Below are 17,204 nucleotides of genomic sequence, written 5' to 3'. Positions count from 1 at the left end.
CCGCAGATGGCCGCTGCCGCCCAAGTTATTAAGATCAGTTTAATTATTTTAGAACCAGGTACTAATATGTAGTATAAAGCATGCCGTGTCAAAAATAAAGCATTGACACCACTTCGCCTAGAAAATGAATAAAGTTGACAAAAAAAATAGCACCTCACCAACGATGAAGTACTACTTTTATTAAAACTATTGTTTGATGATTTCTCTTGCTTTGTAAGTTCCGCAAACTTTGCATACGTGGTGAGCCAATTTAAGCTCTCCGCATTGTTCACATTTCACCATGCCCGGCACAACCAACTTAAAGTGGGTGCGACGTTTGTCACGGCGAGTCTTGGACGTTCTCCGTTGAGGTACTGCCATTTGTGATACACCTCCTAATTAATTTCTGTTTCAACCCGCGCAAACGGCGGGATGTCGGTCTCATTCATGCTCATTTGAAAAAGTTTTTCAACCCAGCAAGTCGAGGATCGATCACTGTGTTGTCGCAACTGCAGGTGCCTTCGTTCAAGTTCTGTCCGCATTTCTGACAAAGACCAAGACAGTCTGCCTTGCACAATACCGCATCCGGTAAGTGCAGTACGAAATTTTCTTCCACGTACGGGATAAGGTCCACACTCTCATCCTTGATGTAAATGAGTTCATCATCTTCATCTTCTGGAAGAACCGGCTGCTTAAGCCACTTGAAAGTCTCAGCGAAAGGAATGTTCAAAACACTCTTGACCTCATTGAGACAGCGTGAACATAACATGTCCACATCTCCACTCAGTTTCCCCACCACGTTCACACAATCGGTACCCGCGGGCAGCGCTTTAAGATCCACTGAGAGCGGTCCAACAGCCAGAATATCCTTGCGCCCTTTGACAACCTTACTAACATCCACAGCCTCATGGATCTGTAAAGGCTCGTCGGCATTCGCTAATTTGCGAAAGTGAATTTCCATTACCATATCACTCCAAACAAACAAAATTTATTATACCTATCAAAGCAGACCTTTGTCAACCATTTTCCCTTTATATTGTTTCAGATATGGGTGCAATTTATGATATAACTAAATAATAAACATTTAAAACACCCTATTATCAGCATAAAGGAGCGAATCAGCTGTGACCACTCTAGGAATTATAGCAGAATATAATCCTTTACATAACGGGCATGTCCATCATTTCACGGAATCCAAAAAACGGGCCGGCGCAGAATGCAGCATCGTCATCATGAGCGGCCCTTTCACACAGCGTGGTGAACCGGCCGCGGTAAGCAAGTATGCCCGAACTGAAATGGCGCTTCACATGGGGGCTGACGTCGTCATCGAGCTTCCCGTGGCTTACGCCGTACAACCTGCTGAATGGTTCGCATTCGGTGCCGTTTCACTGTTGGAAGCAACGGGTGTCGTAGACAGCCTTTGTTTTGGCTCCGAAGCCGGGGCATTAGAGCAGTTGCTACCTTTAGCCGAGTATCTCGCTGAAGAAAGCAGTGAGCTGCAGAGTGCCATTCGCCACCGATTATCACTCGGCGAGAGTTTCCCAGCCGCTTTTAGTGCTGCAGCCGCTTCTATGTGGAGTGAGGATCTCCGTGGGAAGCCTCAGAACCAGATGAGCAGCCCATTAGGCGACTCTGAAGCCGCCAACCCTATAGAGTCAACTGGGGCAGATTCTATAGGCGAGTTAATTCGTCAGCCAAATAACAGCTTAGGGCTCCATTACCTCATCGCCCTGCGTCGGCTTCACAGTCAGATTAAACCTTTGACCGTACCACGCACAGGTGCCGGATTCCACGACCCCTTGCAGACAGATTCCGCTATTGCCAGTGCGACTGCAATCCGTTCACTGCTTCAGGAAGGGGGTACTCCCGCCTCCTACATGCCGGATTACAGCTTACGCATCATGGAACGGGAAAAAGCCGCCGGACGCGGCCCCGTCACTCTGGAGAGCTTCTCCACAACGCTGCGCCACCTACTCTCCACACATACCTCTGCGGAACTGGAGACTTATCAGGATATGAATGAGGGACTGGAGAACAGACTACTGCGTGTTATGACTGAGCTTGAACACTTCAGTGTGTCCAGTCTGCTGGATGTTCTAAAGAGTAAACGCTACACAAGAACACGGCTTCAGCGTATGCTGGTGCATGCGCTGCTGAATCATCCTAAAAATGAATTGTCCCCTTCTATTCTGGGACAAGGCCCTGGATATATCCGCGTGCTTGGTTTTAGAGAGAGCGGTAGGCCGCTTTTGAAAAGGATGAAAAAAAGCGCCACCCTCCCGATTGTAATGCGGCCTGCACTTTGTTCTCATCCCCAGCTAGTACGCGACCTGCAGGCCTCAGCCGCATATGCCGGCGCCTTTCGGTCTCCGCTGCGGAGCGATTTGTACCGCGATTATTTAGAGCCTCCGGTCAGGGTTTGACCGGTAGGCTTTTCATATAATCCAGCGCATCGCTCAATGTGGATACAGAAACCAGCTTCATTATGGTACCGATTTTATCTGCCCTTGCCTTAGCTTCCTTATAGTTGCCAGCAGGTACAAAGAAAATTTCCGCTTTTTCACGATCTGCAGCCACAATTTTATGCTTCACTCCCCCGATAGGACCCACTTTGCCCTCCGGATCAATGGTACCTGTGCCTGCTACCTTGTACCCTTTTGTCAAATCCCCGGGGGTTAGCTGGCTAAAGATTTCCATAGTAAACATTAACCCTGCTGAAGGTCCGCCTACATCCCTTACTGTGAAGCTGACCTTTTTGCCGGATTCCTTCGCTACCACCTTCTGTACAGCTGCGATGATGACCCCAAGTCCCGGACGCCCTGCGGCATCTTTACTGTCCTTAACTTCAATTAACTGGACTTCCTCTGTCCGTTTTTTACCGTCCCGCAGCAAAGTAACAGTAACCTTATCCCCGATACTTTTGGCAGCCAGCAGCGAGGTCAAAGCTTCCGAATCCGGCATGCTGTGACCGGCCACACTGGTAATTCTGTCTCCCGGCTGAAATTGATCACGATTCCCCTCCATAGGGACTGAGTAAACAAATAAATAATCCGGCTCATTCTTATAAGGAATGTCCGCAGCATGGTAAGCTGCCTGCACAGCATAGGATTGAGAACTGTCCATGTTAAAAACTTGGACGGCTGCATACTCTTCCTCGCTTTTCTCTCCTAGTCTTGTCTCTTTTGGGACAACTTCCGCATTGGAATTAAACACAGAAGCAACTAACAGGGCGACATTAGCGTAGCTGGCGGACACCGTAGTCATCATGAATGTCCCTTTTTCATCACCATCCCCGTTTTCCACCTTAATCATAGGGGCTACTTCTGATGCGCTTCCGGGTTGATATACAATATATGGCGTTCCCATAAACACAAATACATAAGTAAGCACAATTAGCGTAAACAAGTATACTGTGGTGCGAAAACCAGTCCGCTGTCTCATCTGTTTCACCATTTGTCCCTTCTTTCCTGTGACACTCTAGCTTTGCAGACTTCTTTATGTGTTTCTATGTTCACAGCTTGGCATGATGGTTGTCTCACTTGCATAAAGTGATATCATGCATACCCTGTCTTAAGATATGAAGAGGTGAATATATAATGAATGTTAAAATACGTAGGATCGCTTCGGACACGGCACCATACCTCTCAGGTGCCTTCGCCATTCTGCTGGCTATAGCCATTGTGTCCAGCCCCGAATCTTCCTTCCAGGCTTCCTTACGAGGCTTGAAGCTGTGGTGGAATTTAGTGTTCCCGGCGTTGCTGCCATTCCTAATTCTATCTGAAATGCTGACAGCATCCGGTTTCACACATGGCTTAGGTGTAATGCTCGAACCCTTAATGCGTCGTGTATTCCGTTTGCCAGGTGCCGGCGGCTGGACCTTATGGATGGGATTAACCACCGGATTCCCGGGAGGTGCTCAGGGGGTGCTTCAGTTGCACAAGCAAGGCAGCATTACGGACAAGGAGGCTGGACGACTGGCAGCACTGGTGCACTTCGCCAGCCCCGTCACACTCCTGATTGTAGTGGGTGTAGCGTTCCTCCACAGTCCCGCAGCAGGATATGGGTTGCTGGCTATACATTGGCTCTCTGGACTGCTTGTAGGCTTTACCGTTCCCCTGTTGAGGGGTTCACCGCAGGCTCCAGAGCAGAAAATCTATGTTCAATCGAATTCACCAAATAAAAAACCACTGTATACACGAGTGGTTCACGCCGCCACTGAAGCCCGCTTGCAGGACGGCCGTAGCTTCGGCAAACTGCTCGGAGATTCTGTAGGTAGCTCTGTGCAGAACTTGATGATTGTAGGCGGATATATGATCATGTTCGCTGTAGTTATCAGCATAGTGCAAGGACTATTGCCGGATCTGCCAGAAATACTAACTTCCGGGCTGCTAGAAATTCATCTTGGTGCCCATACACTAAGTGAGGTTAGTATTACGGCTCCGGTTGCATCAGCAGGAATGTTCAGCTTAGCTTTACTGTCTGCCGCACTCGGTTGGAGCGGACTCTGTGCCCATCTTCAGGTTATGACCGTGCTAAAATCGGCACAAATCCGTTTTCTGCCTTTTGCCGCAGTTCGTCTGTTGCACGGTCTATATGCATTCATATTAACCCTGGTGCTCTGGAGACCCTTCATGTCCATCCAAGAGGCGGTGTTGCCCACCTTTGCAAGTCCTGAGACTGCTCAAGCAGGGTGGATCCGCTTTTCAACGGTATGGAGCTCTATTCCGAGTCTGTTCGGATTGCAATTCCTGCTTATGCTGTCGCTGTTAATGCTCTCGGCGGTTATAGCTGCAGTTACCTTTTTCCGGCGCCGTTTTGATTAAATTTCCGCTTCATGGCCTGTTCAACCTCTGGGGTCACGAAATCATTCACATTTCCGCCAAAGTGAGCAATTTCCTTAACTACACTGGAGCTTAGATAGGAATATCTAGGATTGGTCATCATAAATATCGTTTCTGCATCCGGGTCCAGATTATGATTAATAGAAGCATTTTGCAATTCATATTCAAAGTCGGTAACCGTGCGGATGCCGCGTACAATCACTTGAGCATCTTTTTGCCGAACGTAGTTGACCAACAGATCCCGAAAACTGTCAATTTCCACATTAGGGATATCTATAGTAGCCTGACGCAGCAAATCTGTACGTTCCTCCACCGAAAACAAAGGGTTTTTGCTTAAATTATTGAGAACAGCTACGATCAGTCGATCGAATTGCTTAGCTGCTCGATGAATAATATCCATATGTCCCATAGTTACCGGATCAAAGGTACCCGGGTATATCGCGACACGCTCTTTTCTAATTTGCAGACTCATCTTGGTCCTCCTCGCCGTTTTCAGCTACATTCTCACCAGCGGCTTCATACTGATAAATAGAGATTGTTGTCTCTCCATATACTGCCTGCCGCAGCCTGTAAAACCCCGGAATATGCTCAGGATAAGCATAGCTGGATTCATGTTCCAGAACGACCAACGCCTCGGCTTGCAGCAAGCCTTTGGCCGCCATACTGCACATAAGCTCATCACCGTGTTTAAGACGATAAGGCGGATCCAAAAATACAAGATCAAAGGACCGCTCACGTTTCTCCATTGCACTTAACGCTCTTCCGGCTTCATTACGGTACACTTCCGCGCGTGACTCCAGGCTAGTAGCCTTCAGATTGGCACGTATCGTGTCGATACTTTTGGGTTCCATGTCTACAAATACTGCGCTTTCCATGCCTCTACTAAGCGCTTCGATACCGAGGCCTCCTGTACCGGCGAATAAATCCAGTGCTGCTCCACCCTCAAAATAAGGGCCGATCATACTAAATAACGCTTCTTTGACCTTATCAGTCGTGGGACGCGTCCCGCTTCCAGGCACACTCTTCAAGGGTCTTCCCTTGGCACTGCCCGATACAACTCTCACTGTCATCCACCCGCTCTATATCTCTGTTTTATTATGCCAAACAGGCCATAAGTCCACGCCTATCGTACCACATTCAAGCCATTAAATAAAAATCATTGTGCTCTTCGGCAGCGCCAAGATGTAATTAATTAAAAAGATATGTATAAGACTTCCTCTACCGGGACATCATGTAATTATCGACATCGCAAAATGTCGTAGACAACCGCGGAGCAAGCTTACGTTTCCCCATAAGCTCTTCGTCCGGTTTCTCCTCTCCCATGAAAGGGCGCTCCGAAAGGGGCGCCCGATTTTTTTATGTACAGTTATACATATGCTTTAATAATATCGCCGATGGGTATCCAATCCCAATGTTCATCAGACCAACGCAATTTTATTCTCATTAAATGCCGATCTACGGACATTACAATTCCCCGGTACTCTTGATCCCTGTCCGGCCGGAATAAGGTTAGGGTGACCGCACTGTGATCCTCTATTGATTTTGCTAAGATCTGCTCAATGCTTCCTATCTCTTGTTCGTCTAGTTCAGGTTTCGTACGCATCTCCCGATCTCGGTTATCATACTGTATCCGCCGTTCATGCTCGGGGAGCATAAATCGGCTACACTCCCAAATGTTTTCCAGCTTTTTGCTTCTCACAAGATCCCTCCTTAATAATAGAGCCAGTAATCCGTATTCCCAGTCGTTCTCGTCAACTGGCGGATCTGCCCCTCACCCTGTTGCTTCGCCGTAGGATCAGGCCTTTCCCAGCCTTCAATGATTACAGCCCTCTCTACAGGCATCTTCCGATTCCATTCAATATAGTTTTGTTCGGCTAAGATCTGCATACCCTCTCTAATCTTCATGCTCGACCTTCCACTTAACCTCCCAAGCTCTGATAAGGCAGGCATTCGCTTGTAATGACTGGAGAAGTGATACAGGATTCGCAGCAGCTTTCGCGGTGTATCATCCAGCACGCTTCACACCTCCAATAATAGGAACGTACGTTTGTATTATATCCAGGACTGCTTGTATTAAGCAATGTTAAAAAAAGGAGCCCACGGTTTCCCGTAAGACTCCTTCAAAACTACTTACCTGCATACAAAGTTAAGATTTAAACCAGAAAGGATCTCGAGATGATGACCAGCAAAATGAAGAGAACCAGAATTGCACCCGTAGATGTAAATGCTCCGCCAACTCCACCAACCCCGCCGTATCCGCCAATAACTTCACTCATGAATGATTCCTCCTTTTAGTAAAGTACAACACAGGATATGTAGAGATCTGGCATAACGATTGGGTTCTATGGCAAATTAGGCCATTAATTTAACAGAAGGAATTTGAATTTTTCATAAAATAGCGTAAAATAGACCCAAAAACCAGGGAGGACAACCTACAAATGTGTGGACGTTACACCATCACTGTCTCCATGGAAGAACTGATGTATAGATATTTAATAAACGACTCCACAATCATCCACTATGCACCGAAATATAATATGGCTCCAACGCAGCAGGTTCCCGCAATTATTCATGACGGCAAGCAGAACCGATTGGGTGAACTCCGCTGGGGTCTGGTCCCTTCTTGGGCTAAGGATGATAAAATTGGCAGTAAGATGATTAACGCCCGTGCGGAAACCCTACTGGAAAAGACATCCTTCAAACATCTCCTAAGCACCCGGCGCTGTATTATTCCATCTGACGGTTTCTACGAATGGCAGCAGCAGAACAGCAGGAAACAACCGATGAGAATTGTCTTGCGGGATGGGGGGATTTTTTCGATGGCTGGACTTTACGATATCTGGACAAACGCGGAGGGCAAGAGATTAAGCACCTGCACCATAATAACCACTTCACCGAACAAGCTTATGGCAGATATCCACGACCGCATGCCGGTTATCCTGCGAACCGAGGATGAGGAAGAATGGCTGAGACGTGATAATCAAGAGATCCCGGCTCTAATGAAGTTATTGATTCCATATGACGCAGATCAAATGCGAGCTTATCCTGTTGCCGCTGCTGTAGGAAATGTACGAAATGATACCTGCGATCTTATTCAGGAGCTCATTTTATAGCATAAAAAACCCGTCAGACAATAGGTCCTGACGGGTTTTCTTCATGAATTAATCAGAAACAAGAATGCCATCAAAGCTTTCCGGACCTACACGGATGGTTCCAAGCAGATTGGATGATACGAACGCCGTATACGTCAGTTGCGGAGTAACAGGCGGATTAAAATCATCGGCTGAGAAAGTAATGACTTGAGGCGCCAAGACACTTAGGTTAAAGGTAGAAGTTGCTGTGTAAACTACTGGATCTGTCGGCAACGTTCCTCTAACAATGGTAATTGTGATTCCTAACAAAGCTAATGGAAGCTGCAGGGAAATGGTTCCCTTTAATAGAACGCGCAGGTTTGTTGCTAACTCATCTTGAGAGACCAGCCCTATTTGTCCAAATAGCTGCGGCGTATTCACAACTAAAATTGGAACAGCGATAGAATTGGCATAACTCGCATTCTGAGAGGTTCTTGCATCGATAAATGTTCCCATAGAAGCACCTCCTTTCGTGATAACATACAACATTATATTGCTAGTCTACTTAATGCGCGTGGACATCTACTCCGTGTAGAAAGCTTGTTTTTAATTCCTGCTAATCATCCTTTTTGGTGCCATCCCGCTTGTTGAAAGCTAATTCAAACAAACCTGTAGCCGATAATCCGGCAAGACCCCCAGACCATAGACGAAGCACAAGATCCATCGGAGTAAACGGATAAGCCAGTACACCGACCAACAGGCCGATCGCCAGCCCCACGACAGGAACAATATTACGAGGAAGATTCACAGTATTCTTGACAAGCTGCACCAGTGCAAGTACGAACACCGCCAATACTGAAGCAAAGGCCAGTACTCCATTTAAAGCTTCATTGTTCATGGTTGTTTATCCCTCCTTAACTTCTACCAATAGACCGGCGCGGTTCAAAACAGTTAGAATCCGATAAAAGTCATAGCTGCCCCCTTCCGGTGTATCCAGAAGTCCCGCTGAAAGAGCTGCTTTTACGGCAGGCTCTGCCCAAGAAGGGATGTGCATAACAGAGCGGCTTTCCATTAAAGTCATATGTTCTTCAAGCACAATCAATGCCCGTCTCAGCTCCTGTAACTCTGCTTTTAAATCCGCAAGCTCCTTCTTGTCTTCAACTGACATTTCATCCTCCCCCTCTAGTTGATTGTCATATTGATAAAGATTGTACCTGTCCATGATGTCAATCAGCTTTATTGCATAGTTAGGGTCTGTAGCATATCCGGCTGCTGCAACCTCTCTAGCAGCTGTTTTTCCAGAAGCTCCAATGACCTTTCTGTACAAATTCCGATTCCAGGACACTCCGTTTACAAGAATCTCTGAATGATCCGAAATAGATTCGCCCCAATGATTATAGGCACGAAAAGCAGCATTCACTTTAACTGCCTTACCCTTCACATATTCGGTAGTCCGAGCTGTTACACTACCAGCAGGACCACTGCCTTTAATTCCAAATAAATTGTTAGCCTTAACCGTTAAACCACTGTTCCCCCAAGCCGATTCCAAAGCACCTTGGGCTATGATCAACGATGCAGGAACATTACTCCGCTGCATACTTTGTATGGCTAACGGGGTGATCGTCGCAATAAACTCCGCCTTGGTCATATCATCACATCCTCTCTCTATATTAAATGCTCTCTCTTTTCTGTATGCTTGTGCTGCTTATAGGATTAGACAACAAAAAACACCTTGTGACTGTCCAAATAGATACAGTCACAAGGTGCTTGATAGCGGTAATAGATTATCCAATTTGTGATTTTGCCTCAATCTCTAATTTCAACAGCTGTTCCCTTACCTTTACCACTTCACCTATTATAATAAGCGCTGGATTGCCGATTTTAGTAGCGTACAACAGCTTTTCAATATTATTAAGGGTCCCAGTCAGCGTACGTTGACGAGTAGTCGTGCCGTTCTCAATTACCGCTACAGGAGTGAGCCCGCTCTTTCCATGCAGAAGCAGTTGTTCCCGAATCTCACTAAACTGACTGATTCCCATATAGACGACAATGGTATCGGAACTCCGTACAAGCTGGTCCCATTGAACAGGAGACTCATGGTCGTTGCAACGGCTGCCGGTCACGATCGTGAAGGAAGCGGCCAGGCCGCGGTGAGTCAAGGGAATACCTGCGGAGGCAGCTGCTCCAATTGCAGAGGTTATCCCAGGCACTACCTCATAAGCAATACCGGCTTCAGCCATAGCCAAAGCTTCCTCGCCTCCTCGCCCAAACACGAAAGGATCACCTCCCTTAAGTCTCACAACCTTCTTTCCCTCACGGGCGTATTGAACCATATACTGCTCTATTTTCCGTTGCGGCATCGAATGATTCCCCGGTGATTTGCCACAGTAGATAAGCACTGCATCCGGCTGAGCATAGTTGAGCAATTCTTCATTAACTAGCCGATCATAGAGGAGGACTTCCGCCTGTTGGATACGAAGCACGGCTTTAAGGGTAATGAGCTCGGGATCTCCGGGGCCGGCGCCTACGATTGCCACACTCCCCGGCTTCATCTCGTTGCGTCCTTCAGAAGTGCTATAACTTGGTTTCACATAGTCCATAAGCGTTCCCCCTAATTATCCCGACCTTTTACACTGTTAAATACACAGAACCGCTGTTCGGATCCACTTCAACATCAAAGGTTATAACGCAGCCTGTATCCGGTTCCTGCACAACTCCGCTGTGAAGGTCTATTTTCCAGTCATGCAATGGACAGTGAACCTTCGTTCCGCATACCATTCCTTCAGACAACGCCCCTCCTTTATGAGGGCACTTGTTTTCTACGGCCAACACCTCTCCATTAGACAGACGGAACAAAGCAATTTCAATGTCGTTGTATTTGAAGGTACGGGATCCCTTGCGGTCTATATCCGTTACGTTTCCTACCAGCATCTTGGTCATAGTCATGGCTCGCTTCCCCCTATTTATATATTTCTATTGGTGCAATGGGCTCGAAGTTCTTACGAAGCTCCGGTTCATTAACGATTTGCTTCCAAGGATCCGTAGTCAGGTTGAGTGTAGTCTGAATTCTTTCCTGCAGCGCAAGGCGATCCTCACGATTCTCAAGCGCCTTCTTCACACTTTCCACCCCAACACGTTCCACCCAGATCGATGTACGCTCATTCCAACCGGCATTCTCACGATAATATTGAAGGAAGGCGCTAGCCCATTCTACTACTTCATCCTCCGTCTTCACTACGCAGAGCAGGTCAGTGGCACGTACATGAACACCGCCATTCCCTCCAATGTGAAGCTCCCAACCACCATCAATGGCTACAACACCGAAGTCCTTAATGGTAGCTTCCGCACAGTTCCGAGGGCAGCCCGATACGGCAAGCTTCACCTTCGCGGGAGCCGTCAGGCGCTCGAACTCTTTCTCCAGACGTATACCCATCCCTATCGCATCCTGTGTCCCAAAGCGGCAGAAGGTTGATCCTACACAGGTCTTTACAGTCCGTAAGGTTTTGCCGTAAGCATGACCGGAAGGCATATCGAGTTCCTCCCACATCTTAGGCAAATCCTCTTTCTTCACACCCAGCAGATCCAATCGTTGTCCACCTGTGAACTTCACCATCGGCACATCGAATTTTTCAGCGATTTCAGCAATCTTTTTCAGCTCGGTTGGAGAAGTAACTCCTCCATAAATGCGGGGAACTACAGAATACGTTCCATCCTTCTGAATATTAGCGTGGTAGCGTTCGTTTGTGAACCGCGATTCCTTCTCATCCACATACTCTTCAGGCCACAGCATCCCAAGGTAGTAATTGAGTGACGGACGGCACTTCGCACAGCCTTCTTCATTCGTCCATTCCAGCACATTCATTACTTCTTTGACTGTCTTAAGCTCCATCCGCTTAATCTCAGAGACGATCTCATCTCGGTTCAATGTTGTACAGCCGCAGATTCCTTCCTTGACCGATACAGCTGCATCTCCCGCATATAATTGAAGAAGTCCTTCGACTAACGGTTTGCACCCGCCGCAGGATGCAGAGGCTTTGGTACAAGCTTTGATCTGTCCAACACTAGTGCAACCCCCGGATTGGATGGCTTCAGCAATTGCACCCTTAGATACACCGTTACATCCGCAGATGATCTCATCATCAGCCATTCCTTCCAGACGGTTCTGCGGTGAGGAGGACAGGGCATCAGCAGATATTCCAAGCAGCAGTTCCTTTTCTCTGCCTTTAATATCTTCACCCTTCTTAATCATGGAGAAGAGCTGTGCACCGTCACTGGTATCACCGAATAATACGGCACCGATCAGCTTATCATCATGAACTACAAGCTTTTTATATACACCGTCTATCTCATCCTGATATCGGAGCGCCCGCGAACCCTCAGGTTCAATAAATTGTCCTGCTGAGAACACATTAACTCCGGATACTTTAAGCTTGGTAGAGGTAACAGATCCTGCATAGCCCTCTGTAGGTGCACCTGCTAATCTTTTGGCAAGTACAGCGCCCTGTTCATATAGAGGAGCGACAAGTCCATAAGCAATTCCTCTATGCTCCGCGCATTCTCCGAGTGCATAGACGCCGGGAATATTCGTCTCCAGATAATCGTTCACAACAATGCCGCGATTGATCTCAATCCCTGACTTTTGCGCTAATCCAACATTTGGTTTAATACCTACCGCCATGACAAGCAGATCTGCTTCAACCATACTTCCATCCGCGAAAAGCAAACTCTTCACACGCTTCTTACCTAAGATTGCTTCTGATTGTTTGGCTAATAGGAACTTCATCCCTTGTTGCTCCAGTTCCTTCCTAAGCATAGTAGACGCGGCCTCGTCCAACTGGCGTTCCATTATATATTCGTTGATGTGAACAACGGAAACTTCCATCCCCAAATGCAGCAGCCCTCTTGCTGCTTCCAAACCCAACAGTCCTCCACCGATAACCACTGCTTTTTTATAGGATTTAGCTGTCTCTTGCATAATTCGGCAGTCGTTAATATCGCGAAAAGCGATAACACCCTCTTTATCCGCACCAGGAAGCGGCAGCATGAATGGATTAGATCCTGTTGCCAATATCAGTTCGTCATAGCCGACTTCTACTCCTCCGTCCGAATACACTTTACGGGCCTTCGTATCCATTCGGGTTACCGTATGTCCGATATGAAGATTAATATTATGACTCCGGTACCACTCCAGATCATTTATAATAATTTCATCCATATCAGCTCCGCCGGCAAGTACCGAGGATAACATGATACGGTTGTAGTTAGGATGTGGTTCTGCACCAAAAATGGTAATCTCGTAAGCATCAGGGGCTAATTTCAATAAATGCTCAATGGCCCATACCCCCGCCATTCCGTTACCTACCATCACCAATTTTTTACGGTTCGTAGCCATATCTATATCTCTCCTCTCCTTGTTTAAAACAGAAAAGCCTGCTTCACTCCGCACGGAAACATAAGTTTCCCAATTGCGATCAGTGTAAGCAGGCGCCATTGCCGCTTCATCCGAATACATCGTTGTATCCGTGATTGTTTAATTTGTTAAAACGACTATACAACATGTTTTTATGTTACGTCAACAATTATGACATTAAAAATTTAATATTCTTAAATTTATCGACAAACAAGCCATTTTTGTGTTATATAATATAACATCATTGAATACTTTTCCTTATCCATTTGCTTATCTCAGAATAAAGGGGCGTCAAACTATGCATTCCCTGTTGGTCATATATAACAGCAAGACTAAAACAGAACCCATAGCAGACTCCTTACAGTGCATTTCACCTGAGTTCATTCTCCGATCCAGCGGTTATTTAGTAGATGTATCTTACTCTGAAAAGGAAGCCTTGACGGGAATTAAAGAGGCAGATGCCTCCATCCTCCATGTGCCAGTCTCAGAGATTAAAGAATGGGGATCCCTTCTAATGAAGCAAAAGACCGCACCGGTGATTTGGTGGTGTACGGATGAAACTGCTAACTTGTCCCTGGCTGCCTGCGAAGATCATATAATGGTAGATGGAATTTTGGGACCCTCAATGCAGCCGCAAGAGATTCATTGGAGTCTTCATTTCAGTGCCAAACAATGCTTTGAAAGGCAGCAGTGGCTTAAGGAACGTGAACAGCTTCTGTCCAAGATCGAGGAACGCAAATGGATAGATATGGCGAAGGGAATCCTGTCCAAGGTGAAGAATATTTCTGAATCAGAAGCTTATGACTTACTCCGTAAGCAAGCCATGAACGAGCGCAAGCGAATGGTTGATGTGGCTACATCCATTGTTAAGGTGTATCAGCTACTGCAGGATCAAACACAAGGGGGATCCAAATCATGATTAACCTTTTAAAAGAAGTGGCCCGAGGGAAAAGGGGCGCTCGAGATTTAACCTACGAGGAATCTATTCTGGCTGCCGAATCCATTCTGGGCTTATCCGCTACTCCCGCCCAAATCGGCGCCTTTCTGATTGCGGAACGTATCAAGCTAGAAAGTGTCGAGGAGCTTGAAGCCTTTGTCACCGTCTGCCGTAAATATGCACATCGGGAGCCTATACACGAGGGGCTGGATTGTGCAGGCCCTTATGATGGAAGAACCTCCTCCTTTATCGCCACGTTTCCCGTCTCCTTTCTGCTAGCAGCAGCAGGTTTACCGGTTACCTTACATGGAACAACATCATTACCACCCAAGTGGGGAGTTACTCTTCTGGATATTATCTCAGCGGCTGGGGTGGATATCCGAAATCTGTCACGGGCTGATGCTATTATTGCCGCCAAACGAAGTGGAGTGCTGTTCGCTGACGCTGAACAATGGTGTCCTCCGCTTGGAGATATTCGAAGTATCCGCGAAGAAATCGGCATGCGTTCTATTTTTAATACAGCGGAGAAGCTAATCGATTATAGTTGCTCCCCATATATCGTATTCGGCATTTATCACAACACCGTCTTTGACCGGTTATCACGGTTAATCATCAAGCTTGGATACAAGAGCGCTCTTGTAGTACAGGGGGCGGAAGGTTCTGAGGATCTTTTCATAGATCGTCCTACTCGTGTTTATTCTATACAAAACGGTATTTCTGAACTGGCCATCATCGATCCTGAATCCATGGGACTGGACACGCCTGTTCCCGAAATGCAATGGACATCCCGCCAGCAGCTTATTACAGCCGAGGCTGTTTTGCAGGGCGGTGGACATATGGCATTTTATAATCAGACGCTGCTGAACGGAGCTGTCAGGCTTCACCTTGCAGGTAAGGTGGGCTCGGTTGAAGAAGGGCTATACGTCTGCAAAGACCTGCTGGATAATGGCGAGGCTTGGAATGTATATCATAATTGGAAAAACGTATTACTTCACAGCAGCGAAACGGTCAGTAATTAAGGGAAAATGTGGTAATTAAATTTCCAATAATAGAAACAGCGGCAGTCATGGACGGTTTAATAACGTCTATAACTGCCGCTGTTTTATTGAACAATAACTGACATTAAAATCCAAATAGTTGATGACTCTACTTAGATTTTCGTAGTATGATGAGTGACGATAATTATACATTTTGGGAGGTCGTTCACTATGAAGAAAGTCGTATCTAACCTGCTTGTCCTGATTCTATTCGTCGCCTTCGCGCTTCCGGCGGCCGCTACTGGAAATGCAAAGCCCGTTTTGTTTGTCAACGGTCAGCGTATGATGGCTGACAGTGCCCCTGTCGTGGACAAGACCGGCGTTTACGTGCCTTACAAAGCGGTGTTCGGGGCACTGGGCTACACAGCCTCCTACGACACTAAGGTAAAGATGTATATTCTGAAGAGTGCAAGCGTCACAATCAAATTCACAGTCGCCGGTAAAAGCGCACTCGTCAACGGGCAGAAAAAAGTCTTGACCCTTTCTCCGAAAGTAATCGGCAGCACCGTATGCGTACCGACTGACAGTCGAGCAAGTGAAAAACTTGGAGAAGAACAAGCTGTCAAACGCAGGCAAGGATGCGAACGGCAATGACTATCTGACCTATTATAACGCCACATTCTCGAGCGGTGTGAAAGGCAGCATCAATTACGGCTTCAAGAACGGGAAGCTGATCAATGTTCTTTTCATGTTCGACGACAACTCCGCTGATTTTAACGCAGCTCTGGGGGCTTACGACCAGGATAAAGTCTACCTCGAGAAGGTATACAATAAAGGCATCGCGGCCGATGATGTCCTATGGTATGCTGATAAGAATGTTCAGAAGCAATACGCTAAAGAATTCGCTGACGACGACTATGGTTTACTGGAAACAGCGCTTACGACTGGTGACTTAGACCTCAGAGCCACATTTAAATCGGCTTTATTTTCAGTTTCAATCGACCTGACGAATCTGAACTCTGACGAAATGGACGACCCTTATTACATGCACACGATTTCGTATGTAAAGAATTAAGCTATAATTCATCACACCGTTAGTCCTCGGATTGATCCTCATCTAGATTGACGGCCGCATCAAATACATTATCTTGTGGGACGTTAGTGAGAGCCAGCTTATTTTTTACCTGATCATCAATATTCCCATACCAAGCCTCGAAGGAGTTATCCAGTTGCTTCTCTCGATTACGATCCTCGTTCACATCGGAATCAACTTCGATTTCATTACCTATTACCCCATACTCATCTTTAGGTGAGAACATAGATTTCTTCAACTCCTTAATATTCGATTCCAAATAAAATTCCCTTTAAAAATCCACTTTATGCATGGTATCACAATTAACAGACTGTATAATCCTAGCCATAACGTGATACGAAAAACATCAATCATTCGGTTACAAGCTTTTAGGAGTAATGTTTTTGGGTAAAGGTTAAGAGGAGGTGTTACTCATGGAAAAAGATATTCCGCCTGAAATCACTCCCAAGGTGATACCGGAAGTGCAACCGAACCCGACGCCAACACCGGAGATCAAACCTAATAGTATTCCACCTGAGGTCAACCCCGACGTGCAACCGGAGATCAAACCTGACAATATTCCACCTGAAATCAAGCCCGACATGCAACAGTAAGTCAAGTCGTAGACGTTGGTACCCAATGGAACTTAGCTTAGTCTTGCGCCCTAATGGGTAATAACCTAATATCCTCTTCAAAGGAGATGTTGAACATGAACGATCACAACGGACTTAGCGACAAAATCAAAAGCGGCGTATCCAAGGCCAAGGGTGAAATCAAGGATCAGATCGGCAACGCCACAGGCAACTCCCGTCTTCAAGCAGAAGGGAAAAAAGATAAATTAAAAGGCGAGCTCCAGGAAAAAATTGGCGAACTGAAAAGCCGATGACGGAAAAGAGTAACACCCACAAGGCATTTCG

Annotated in this window: 24 protein-coding genes; 9 read left to right on the top strand and 15 right to left on the bottom strand. The window is 46.6% G+C overall.

The features are described 5' to 3' along the window. Window positions 1-186: 186 nt before the first annotated feature. Both rpmF and PWYN_RS19155 read right to left on the bottom strand, forming a co-directional pair. Window positions 187-360, bottom strand: a complete 174-nt coding sequence (gene rpmF, locus PWYN_RS19160; RefSeq protein WP_019911234.1) for a 50S ribosomal protein L32 — start codon at window positions 358-360, stop codon at window positions 187-189. Between the two features lie 70 nt (window positions 361-430). Continuing rightward, window positions 431-940 carry a YceD family protein gene (locus PWYN_RS19155; RefSeq protein WP_036655267.1) on the bottom strand — a complete coding sequence of 170 codons (510 nt, stop codon included), beginning with the start codon at window positions 938-940 and terminating at the stop codon, window positions 431-433. 163 nt (window positions 941-1,103) lie between these two features. Here PWYN_RS19155 and PWYN_RS19150 point away from each other — a divergent pair, with 163 nt between their 5' ends. Further along, window positions 1,104-2,402 carry a tRNA(Met) cytidine acetate ligase gene (locus tag PWYN_RS19150; protein WP_036655265.1) on the top strand — a complete coding sequence of 433 codons (1,299 nt, stop codon included), beginning with the start codon at window positions 1,104-1,106 and terminating at the stop codon, window positions 2,400-2,402. On the opposite strand, the gene PWYN_RS19145 is transcribed toward PWYN_RS19150, so the two are convergent. Continuing rightward, on the bottom strand, window positions 2,392-3,429 hold the full coding sequence (locus tag PWYN_RS19145; protein ID WP_036658945.1) for a SepM family pheromone-processing serine protease: 1,038 nt from the start codon (window positions 3,427-3,429) through the stop codon (window positions 2,392-2,394). The two genes, PWYN_RS19150 and PWYN_RS19145, sit on opposite strands and share 11 nt — an antisense overlap. 146 nt (window positions 3,430-3,575) lie before the next feature. Here PWYN_RS19145 and PWYN_RS19140 point away from each other — a divergent pair, with 146 nt between their 5' ends. Further along, a complete protein-coding gene (locus PWYN_RS19140) occupies window positions 3,576-4,802 on the top strand; it encodes a nucleoside recognition domain-containing protein (RefSeq protein ID WP_036655263.1) in 1,227 nt (408 codons plus the stop codon). Here PWYN_RS19140 and coaD read toward each other — a convergent pair. From coaD to PWYN_RS29790, 5 genes are all read right to left on the bottom strand, one after another. Then, window positions 4,774-5,292, bottom strand: coding sequence for a pantetheine-phosphate adenylyltransferase (coaD, locus tag PWYN_RS19135; protein ID WP_036655260.1), 519 nt, complete (start codon window positions 5,290-5,292; stop codon window positions 4,774-4,776). The two genes, PWYN_RS19140 and coaD, sit on opposite strands and share 29 nt — an antisense overlap. Next, window positions 5,276-5,884 (bottom strand): 16S rRNA (guanine(966)-N(2))-methyltransferase RsmD, encoded by a 609-nt coding sequence (gene rsmD, locus PWYN_RS19130; RefSeq protein WP_036655258.1) that lies wholly within the window; start codon window positions 5,882-5,884, stop codon window positions 5,276-5,278. The genes coaD and rsmD overlap by 17 nt, the downstream gene beginning before the upstream one ends. A 302-nt stretch (window positions 5,885-6,186) precedes the next feature. Further along, on the bottom strand, window positions 6,187-6,519 hold the full coding sequence (locus tag PWYN_RS19125; protein WP_036655257.1) for a YolD-like family protein: 333 nt from the start codon (window positions 6,517-6,519) through the stop codon (window positions 6,187-6,189). 11 nt (window positions 6,520-6,530) lie between these two features. Further along, window positions 6,531-6,836 carry a hypothetical protein gene (locus PWYN_RS19120; RefSeq protein WP_052088165.1) on the bottom strand — a complete coding sequence of 102 codons (306 nt, stop codon included), beginning with the start codon at window positions 6,834-6,836 and terminating at the stop codon, window positions 6,531-6,533. A gap of 137 nt (window positions 6,837-6,973) precedes the next feature. Continuing rightward, entirely contained in the window at window positions 6,974-7,096 is a 123-nt protein-coding gene (locus PWYN_RS29790) for a sporulation protein YjcZ (protein ID WP_205622775.1), read from the bottom strand. Window positions 7,097-7,258: 162 nt separating this feature from the next. Between PWYN_RS29790 and PWYN_RS19115 the strand changes: the two genes are divergently transcribed. Continuing rightward, the gene (locus PWYN_RS19115; protein WP_036655255.1) at window positions 7,259-7,933 is read left to right on the top strand and encodes an SOS response-associated peptidase; all 675 of its coding nucleotides are present in this window, start codon (window positions 7,259-7,261) and stop codon (window positions 7,931-7,933) included. A 48-nt stretch (window positions 7,934-7,981) separates the two neighbouring features. Here the strand turns inward: PWYN_RS19115 and PWYN_RS19110 are convergent, their stop codons facing one another. From PWYN_RS19110 to nirB, 6 genes are all read right to left on the bottom strand, one after another. Then, window positions 7,982-8,407, bottom strand: coding sequence for a hypothetical protein (locus PWYN_RS19110; RefSeq protein ID WP_036655252.1), 426 nt, complete (start codon window positions 8,405-8,407; stop codon window positions 7,982-7,984). A gap of 100 nt (window positions 8,408-8,507) precedes the next feature. Continuing rightward, on the bottom strand, window positions 8,508-8,789 hold the full coding sequence (locus PWYN_RS19105) for a holin (RefSeq protein WP_036655249.1): 282 nt from the start codon (window positions 8,787-8,789) through the stop codon (window positions 8,508-8,510). 6 nt (window positions 8,790-8,795) lie between these two features. After that, on the bottom strand, window positions 8,796-9,539 hold the full coding sequence (locus PWYN_RS19100; RefSeq protein ID WP_036655247.1) for a glycoside hydrolase family 73 protein: 744 nt from the start codon (window positions 9,537-9,539) through the stop codon (window positions 8,796-8,798). A 136-nt stretch (window positions 9,540-9,675) separates the two neighbouring features. After that, entirely contained in the window at window positions 9,676-10,443 is a 768-nt protein-coding gene (gene cobA / locus PWYN_RS19095; RefSeq protein ID WP_036658943.1) for a uroporphyrinogen-III C-methyltransferase, read from the bottom strand. A gap of 76 nt (window positions 10,444-10,519) precedes the next feature. After that, entirely contained in the window at window positions 10,520-10,831 is a 312-nt protein-coding gene (gene nirD / locus PWYN_RS19090; RefSeq protein WP_036658942.1) for a nitrite reductase small subunit NirD, read from the bottom strand. A gap of 19 nt (window positions 10,832-10,850) precedes the next feature. Continuing rightward, window positions 10,851-13,283 (bottom strand): nitrite reductase large subunit NirB, encoded by a 2,433-nt coding sequence (nirB, locus tag PWYN_RS19085; RefSeq protein WP_036655244.1) that lies wholly within the window; start codon window positions 13,281-13,283, stop codon window positions 10,851-10,853. Between the two features lie 316 nt (window positions 13,284-13,599). Between nirB and PWYN_RS19080 the strand changes: the two genes are divergently transcribed. The 4 genes from PWYN_RS19080 to PWYN_RS19065 all read left to right on the top strand — a co-directional run bounded on the left by PWYN_RS19080 (window position 13,600) and on the right by PWYN_RS19065 (window position 16,290). Continuing rightward, the gene (locus PWYN_RS19080) at window positions 13,600-14,220 is read left to right on the top strand and encodes an ANTAR domain-containing response regulator (RefSeq protein WP_036655242.1); all 621 of its coding nucleotides are present in this window, start codon (window positions 13,600-13,602) and stop codon (window positions 14,218-14,220) included. Continuing rightward, complete coding sequence (locus PWYN_RS19075; RefSeq protein WP_036655240.1) at window positions 14,217-15,257, top strand: anthranilate phosphoribosyltransferase; 1,041 nt, start codon at window positions 14,217-14,219, stop codon at window positions 15,255-15,257. The genes PWYN_RS19080 and PWYN_RS19075 overlap by 4 nt, the downstream gene beginning before the upstream one ends. Window positions 15,258-15,446: 189 nt before the next feature. Further along, on the top strand, window positions 15,447-15,869 hold the full coding sequence (locus PWYN_RS19070; RefSeq protein ID WP_036655238.1) for a copper amine oxidase N-terminal domain-containing protein: 423 nt from the start codon (window positions 15,447-15,449) through the stop codon (window positions 15,867-15,869). Next, window positions 15,820-16,290, top strand: coding sequence for a hypothetical protein (locus PWYN_RS19065; protein ID WP_036655236.1), 471 nt, complete (start codon window positions 15,820-15,822; stop codon window positions 16,288-16,290). Before PWYN_RS19070 ends, PWYN_RS19065 begins: the two co-directional genes overlap by 50 nt. A 19-nt stretch (window positions 16,291-16,309) precedes the next feature. Here the strand turns inward: PWYN_RS19065 and PWYN_RS19060 are convergent, their stop codons facing one another. After that, window positions 16,310-16,567: a hypothetical protein gene (locus PWYN_RS19060; protein ID WP_240479791.1), complete on the bottom strand. Its 258-nt coding sequence runs from the start codon at window positions 16,565-16,567 to the stop codon at window positions 16,310-16,312. Window positions 16,568-16,721: 154 nt separating this feature from the next. Here PWYN_RS19060 and PWYN_RS19055 point away from each other — a divergent pair, with 154 nt between their 5' ends. Next, window positions 16,722-16,901, top strand: coding sequence for a hypothetical protein (locus PWYN_RS19055; protein WP_036655234.1), 180 nt, complete (start codon window positions 16,722-16,724; stop codon window positions 16,899-16,901). A gap of 95 nt (window positions 16,902-16,996) precedes the next feature. Next, window positions 16,997-17,173: a CsbD family protein gene (locus tag PWYN_RS28770; RefSeq protein WP_084146791.1), complete on the top strand. Its 177-nt coding sequence runs from the start codon at window positions 16,997-16,999 to the stop codon at window positions 17,171-17,173. Window positions 17,174-17,204: the final 31 nt, after the last annotated feature.

The organism is Paenibacillus wynnii (assembly GCF_000757885.1).
GTDB classification, from domain to species: Bacteria; Bacillota; Bacilli; order Paenibacillales; family Paenibacillaceae; genus Paenibacillus_AQ; species Paenibacillus_AQ wynnii.
This window is presented reverse-complemented; position numbering and strand designations above follow the sequence as displayed.